5 protein-coding genes are annotated in these 6885 nt (G+C 64.1%); 2 read left to right on the top strand and 3 right to left on the bottom strand.

Features of this window, described 5'->3' with window-relative positions; all coding sequences use genetic code 11:
• Positions 1-155: 155 nt before the first annotated feature.
• The 3 genes from HU720_RS08105 to rpmE form a co-directional block, all read right to left on the bottom strand.
• Positions 156-1424, bottom strand: coding sequence for a malic enzyme-like NAD(P)-binding protein (locus HU720_RS08105; protein ID WP_186518937.1), 1269 nt, complete (start codon positions 1422-1424; stop codon positions 156-158).
• Positions 1425-1603: 179 nt separating this feature from the next.
• Positions 1604-2425: a thermonuclease family protein gene (locus HU720_RS08100; RefSeq protein WP_186518935.1), complete on the bottom strand. Its 822-nt coding sequence runs from the start codon at positions 2423-2425 to the stop codon at positions 1604-1606.
• Positions 2426-2427: 2 nt separating this feature from the next.
• Entirely contained in the window at positions 2428-2643 is a 216-nt protein-coding gene (gene rpmE / locus HU720_RS08095; protein WP_119146850.1) for a 50S ribosomal protein L31, read from the bottom strand.
• Between the two features lie 170 nt (positions 2644-2813).
• Here rpmE and HU720_RS08090 point away from each other — a divergent pair, with 170 nt between their 5' ends.
• On the top strand, positions 2814-5033 hold the full coding sequence (locus HU720_RS08090) for a primosomal protein N' (protein WP_186518933.1): 2220 nt from the start codon (positions 2814-2816) through the stop codon (positions 5031-5033).
• Between the two features lie 114 nt (positions 5034-5147).
• Complete coding sequence (gene argS, locus HU720_RS08085) at positions 5148-6884, top strand: arginine--tRNA ligase (RefSeq protein WP_186518930.1); 1737 nt, start codon at positions 5148-5150, stop codon at positions 6882-6884.
• The last annotated feature ends 1 nt before the right edge of the window (position 6885 follow it).

The following is a 6885-nucleotide window of genomic DNA, read 5'->3' as shown; positions in this document are numbered from 1 at the left end:
CAGCGGCCCCGAGATTTTGGCCTCATGCAAAATCGCCGGGGCCGCTGCGCGACCCTTTCGCGACACAAGGCCGCTCCTACAGCTGGCGCAAGCCGCAGACGAAAAAAAGCCCCGGCTCTCGCGAGTCGGGGCTTTTTCATGTGGCGACGGCAGGATCAGCCGTTGAACACTTCATCCACGCTTTTCAGCGGGTAGTGCTTCGGATACGGCAGGGTCGCCACGCCGGATTCGATGGCGGCCTTGGCCACGGCATCGGAAACAACAGTGATCAGACGCGCATCCAGTGGTTTCGGGATGATGTACTCACGGCCGAACTCCAGCGCCTGAACGCCGTAGGCCTCACACACTTCCTTCGGCACCGGCAGCTTGGCCAGATCTTTCAGGGCGATGGCAGCAGCGATCTTCATTTCTTCGTTGATGCGCTTGGCGCGGACGTCCAAGGCACCACGGAAGATGAACGGGAAGCCCAGTACGTTGTTGACCTGGTTCGGGTAGTCGGAACGACCGGTCGCCATGATCACGTCGTCGCGAGTGGCGTGAGCCAGCTCTGGAGCGATTTCCGGGTCTGGGTTCGAGCAAGCGAACACGATCGGGTTGGCAGCCATCGACTTCAGGCCTTCAGCGCTCAGCAGGTTCGGGCCGGACAGGCCAACGAACACGTCGGCGCCGTTCAGGGCGTCGGCCAGGGTGCGCTTGTCGGTCGCGTGGGCGAACTGGGCCTTGTACTGGTTCAGGTCGTCGCGGCCAGCGTGGATCACGCCGCTACGGTCGATCATGAAGATGTTCTCGACCTTGGCGCCCATGCTTACCAGCAGCTTCATGCAGGAGATGGCGGCAGCACCGGCACCCAGGCAGACGATCTTGGCTTCTTCGAGCTTCTTGCCGGCGATTTCCAGGGCGTTGATCATGCCGGCCGCGGTAACGATGGCGGTGCCGTGCTGGTCATCGTGGAAGACCGGAATGTCGCACTGCTCGATCAAGGTGCGTTCGATTTCGAAGCACTCTGGGGCCTTGATGTCTTCAAGGTTGATACCACCGAAGGTGATCGAGATGCGGCGAACGGTGTCGATGAAAGCTTGCGGGCTTTCCGATTCGACTTCGATGTCGAATACGTCAATGCCGGCGAAACGCTTGAACAGAACGCCCTTGCCTTCCATGACCGGCTTCGAGGCCAGCGGGCCCAGGTCACCCAGACCGAGGATAGCGGTGCCATCGGAGATCACCGCTACCAGGTTGCCCTTGCCGGTGTATTTGTAGGCCAGCTCCGGATCACGGCCGATCTCGCGCACAGGCTCGGCGACGCCTGGGCTATAGGCCAGGGCGAGGTCACGGGCAGTGGCAGTTGGCTTGGAGAGCTCGACGCTCAGTTTCCCTGGACGGGGCTGGGCGTGGTATTCGAGAGCGGCGGTTTTCAGGTCTGACATGATGGGCATTCCGCTATTTACTGTTCTGACGGACCGCCGAGGATACGCAAAGTGCCGGGGGGCGACAAGACTGCCCGGTCACAAGTGTCAAGGCCTGCGGCCTACGACTTTACGCTAAAACCCACGGGGCTTAGGAAAAGCCAGTGTGTACAATCCATAAGCATACTGTCTACAACTATTTAACCAGACAGGGCCGTCAGCATGCTCGGATCGGTCAGCGGCAGCAGCCAGCGGCGCTGGCCTGGCTTGGCTTTGCGGCTGCCGCTGCGGTCCTTCACCCAGCCGCGCGCTTCAACCTGGCGCCCCTTCAGGTTATCCACAAAGCGCCCAGGAAAGTGCCGCTGCAGACGAGCGGGAATATGCAGCACCACGGTGTTGTCCAGCTCAAGCCAAGTACCGCCCCGGTTGCGCGCAACGTGGGTTATACGCCCCTTGAGCAGCGCGAACCCGCTGCGTTTCAGGGTATCGGCACGTTGCACGGGGGAGTGCTGCCACAGCCCAGACCGGGCCTGCCGAGCCACCTGCTCCGCCTGCTGCTGGCAGCCTGCCAGGGCGACATTGGGCGCTACGGCCACCCGGTAGCCGAGCCCCTCGCTGAGCAGTTGTGCTTCAAGATTGTTGCCGCCCCGGCCATATATATGCGCCAAAGTACGGCCATATTTGTCCTTGTGCTCAGTGCCCGGAACCAGCCCAACCTTGCCGTCGCTGGCCTTGATCAGGGCCTGAAGACGCAGCCGAGCAGCCTCGGCATAGGGTTCGCTGGCGCGGCCCCTGCGCCCGATTTCAGGAGCATTGATGCCAATCAGTCGCACGCTGCGGCCATCGACCAGGCGCACGGTATCGCCATCTACCACTGCGCGCACCGCCACCTGCTGCGCTCGTTCAGGCAGCGGGCAGAACGCCAGGGCCGGGAAATGCCAAAGCGCGGCCACAAAAAAAGCGCCCACAAGGGGCGCCTTCTTTTGCAGCAATGCGAACCCCGAAGGCCTCGCCATGCGCATTATTACTTCTTGGCACCGAACATGCCGAAGCGGTCGGCGAACTTCTGTACGCGGCCACCGGTGTCCAGGACTTTTTGCTTACCGGTGTAGAACGGGTGGCACTGCGAGCACACGTCGATCGCCAGCGGCTTGGCCAGGGTCGAACGGGTTTCGAATTTGCTGCCGCAGCTGCAGGTGACTGCAACTACTTCGTAGTTCGGATGAATATTGGCTTTCATGGTCACTTCCTCGAGCTGCGTGCCGCCACCCAACAACCATTTGTTGAATACCGCACGTAATTAGGCGGGGAATAATACCAGAGCGCAGCCGCAGCGCAAGTTGTCGCGTGCACCGACTGTCGTCTGCTAGGCTCGCCCGATTACAGAAACGCCCTCCAGAGACCTTTCGCGTGTCCGACGTCATCCTGCGCCTTGCCCTGCCCTCGCCCTTGCGCCGCCTGTTCGACTATCAGGCGCCGGCGAGCATGGCCCGCCAGGCGCTCACGCCGGGCATGCGCATCCGCGTACCGTTCGGCCGCCGCGAGATGATCGGCGTGCTGGTGGAAGTAGCAGAAAAAAGCGAGGTGCCTGCTGACAAGCTCAAGCCTGCCAGCGCGCTGCTCGACCCGGTCTCGCCCATCCCGCCTGCGCTGTTCAAGCTGTGCCTGTGGACCGCCCAGTACTATCAGCACAGCCTTGGCGACACCCTGAGCTGGGCCCTGCCGACCCTGCTGCGCCAGGGCGAGGCCGCCGAGACGCGCCAGGAGCGCTTCTGGCACAGCACCCCCGGCGCCCGCCTGGATGACCCGCGCATTGCCCGCGCCCCGCGCCAGCGCGAGGCCCTGAAAACGCTGTCGCAGCACCCTCACGGCGTGGCCCACAGCCTGCTGAGCAAGCTGGGCCTGAACAAGGACAGCCTCGACCTGCTGCTGGCCAAGGACCTGGTCAACATCGAAGTGCGCCGCCACCTCCCCGCGCCGCGCCACGAGCACTGGCTGGCGCAGCCGGAACTGCCGCTGAACGACGAACAACGCGCCGCCTTCGAGGCGGTACGCTCGGGCTTTGGCGCCTTCCACGCGTTCCTGCTGGCGGGGGTGACCGGGAGCGGCAAGACCGAGGTCTACCTGCAACTGATCCGCGAGACCCTCGAAGCCGGCAAGCAGGCGCTGATCCTGATCCCCGAGATCAACCTTGGCCCGCAGACCTTGCAGCGCTTCGAACAGCGCTTCAATGCGCGCATCGCCCTGCTGCATTCGGCCGTGGCCGACCGCGAGCGCCTGGACGCCTGGCTGGCCGCACGCGACGGCGAGGCCGACATTATTATCGGCACCCGCTCGGCGCTGTTCACGCCGATGAAGAACCCCGGCCTGATCATCATCGACGAAGAGCACGACGGCTCTTATAAACAGCAGGAAGGCCTGCGCTATCACGCCCGCGACCTGGCCGTGGTGCGCGCCCACCAGGAGAACATTCCAATCCTGCTGGGTTCGGCCACGCCGTCGCTCGAAAGCCTGCACAATGCCCACAGCGGCCGTTACGGGCTGCTGCGCATGAACCAGCGCGCCGGCGGCGCCAAGGCGCCGCGCTTTCTGCGCCTGGACGTGCGCAGCCTGCCGCTGGACAGCGGCATCAGCGGCCCGCTGCAACAGGCCATCCGCCAGACCTTGGAAGCCGGCCAGCAGGTGTTGGTGTTCCTCAACCGCCGCGGCTTCGCCCCAACTCTGCTATGCCACGACTGCGGCTGGCTCAGCGAGTGCCCGCGCTGCGATGCACGCATGACCGTGCACCAACGCTCGGCGGTGCTGCGTTGCCATCATTGCGGCTATGACGAGCGCCTGCCACTGCAATGCCCGCAGTGCGCCCACGTGGACCTGCGCCCGGTCGGCGCCGGCACCGAGCGCGCCGAAGAGCGCTTGAAGGTGCTGTTCCCCGAATACCCGATCCTGCGTGTGGACCGCGACAGCACCTCGCGCAAGGACGCCATGCACAACCTGTTCACCACCATCCAGCGCGGCCAGCCGAGCATTCTGGTCGGCACCCAGATGCTGGCAAAGGGGCACCACTTCCCCCGGGTCACCTTGGTGGCGATTCTCGATGCCGACGGCGGGCTGTTCTCTGGCGATTTTCGCGCCGGCGAGCGCATGGCCCAACTGATCGTGCAGGTGGCGGGCCGCGCCGGCCGCGCCGAAGAGCCGGGCAAGGTCATCGTGCAGACCCACTTGGCCGACCATCCGCTGCTGGTGCAACTCACCGAGCAGGGCTATTTCGCCTTCGCCGAACAAGCCCTGAGCGAGCGCCGCGCCGCCGGCCTGCCACCCTTTGCCCACCTGGCGCTGCTGCGCGCCGATGCGCACAAGCCCGGCCAAGCCGAGGGGTTTCTCGACGAAGCCTGCGCTGCTGCCGAACGCGTAGTGAACGAACAAGGCCTGCAAGGCATCGAACTGCTCGGCCCGGTACCTGCGCCCATGGAGCGACGGGCGGGCCGTTATCGCGCACAACTATTGCTCCAGGCCAACGCCCGGGCGCCACTGCATCGACTGATCAGTGCCTGGTTGCTAGTGTTGGAGCAGCTCCCGTCAGGCCGCCAGGTCCGCTGGTCACTGGACGTCGACCCGGTCGACCTGTACTGAGCTCGACGCTTGCCGCGCAATGGTTGGCAAGCTGACCCGGGCAACGGATAATGCCCAGTTTTTCCACCTGCGCATCGAAGCGCTTACCGCGCTTGCGGTCGAAAAGAGACCCCCATGAAAGACACCATTCGCCAGCTGATCCAGCAAGCCCTCACCCAACTCGTCACCGAAGGTGTGCTGCCTGAAGGCCTGACGCCGGCGATCCAGGTGGAAAACGCCCGTGACAAAACCCACGGCGACTTCGCCAGCAACATCGCCATGATGCTGGCCAAGCCTGCTGGCATGAAGCCGCGCGACCTGGCTGAAAAGCTCATCGCTGCACTGCCGGCCAGCGCCGATATCACCAAGGTCGAGATCGCCGGCCCGGGCTTCCTCAACTTCTTCCAGAACACCGACGCCCTGGCCAGCCGCCTGGATGCCGCCCTGGCCGATGGCCACCTGGGTGTGCGCAAGGCCGGCGCTGCGCAGAAGGTCGTGGTTGACCTGTCGGCGCCGAACCTGGCCAAAGAGATGCACGTCGGCCACCTGCGCTCGACCATCATCGGTGACAGCGTCGCGCGGGTGCTGGAGTTCCTCGGTGACGAGGTCATCCGCCAGAACCACGTGGGCGACTGGGGTACCCAGTTCGGCATGCTGCTGGCCTACCTTGAAGAAAACCCGATCACCAGCGACGAGCTGTCGGACTTGGAGAACTTCTACCGCGCAGCGAAAAAACGTTTCGACGAGTCTGAAGAGTTCGCCACCCGCGCGCGCGGCCTGGTGGTCAAGCTGCAGGCCGGCGATGCCGAGTGCCTGGCGCTGTGGACGCGCTTCAAGGACATCTCGCTGTCGCACTGTCAGAAAACCTACGAGCTGCTCAACGTCAAACTGAGCATGGCCGACGTGATGGGCGAAAGCGCCTACAACGCCGACCTCGCCAATGTGGTCAGCGACCTCAAGGCCAAGGGCCTGCTGGTCGAAGACCAAGGCGCGCAGTGCGTGTTCCTCGAAGAATTCAAGAACAGCGAAGGCGAGCCTCTGCCGGTGATCGTACAGAAGGCCGATGGTGGCTACCTGTATGCCACCACCGACCTCGCCGCCGTGCGCTATCGCAGCAACGTGCTCAAGGCCGACCGCGCCCTGTATTTCGTCGACCAGCGCCAGGCCCTGCACTTCAACCAGGTGTTCGAAGTGGCCCGCCGCGCAGGCTTCGTCGGCCACCCGATGCAAATGGAGCACATGGGCTTTGGCACCATGAACGGCGCCGACGGCCGCCCGTTCAAGACCCGCGACGGTGGCACGGTCAAGCTGATCGACCTGCTCAACGAAGCCAAGGAGCGCGCCTACGCGCTGGTCAAGGATAAGAACCCGACCCTCGCCGAAGACGACCTGCGCCACATCGGTGAAGTGGTCGGTATCGGCGCGGTGAAATACGCCGACCTGTCCAAGCACCGCACCAGCGACTACAGCTTTAACTTCGAGCTGATGCTCAACTTCGAGGGCAATACCGCACCTTACCTGCTGTATGCCTACACCCGCGTCGCCGGCGTGTTCCGCAAGCTGGGCAAGGGCTTCGACGAGGTGGATGGCAGCATCGTGCTGCAAGCTGCCCACGAGCAGGACCTGGCAGCGCGCCTGGCGCAGTTTGGCGAAGTGTTGAACAACGTTGCCGAAAAAGGCACGCCGCACGTGCTGTGCAGCTACCTCTACGACCTGGCCGGCCTGTTCTCGAGCTTCTACGAGAACTGCCCGATCCTCACCGCCGAAAGCCCTGAGCAACAACAGAGCCGCCTGCGCCTGGCTGCCCTGACCGGCCGCACCCTCAAGCAGGGCCTGGAATTGCTGGGCCTGGAAACCTTGGAGCGCATGTAAG

The organism is Pseudomonas sp. SWRI51, from assembly GCF_014268825.1.
Classification (GTDB): Bacteria; Pseudomonadota; Gammaproteobacteria; order Pseudomonadales; family Pseudomonadaceae; genus Aquipseudomonas; species Aquipseudomonas farsensis.
Note: the sequence above shows the minus strand (reverse complement) of the source record. Positions and strands in the feature narration are given on the sequence as shown.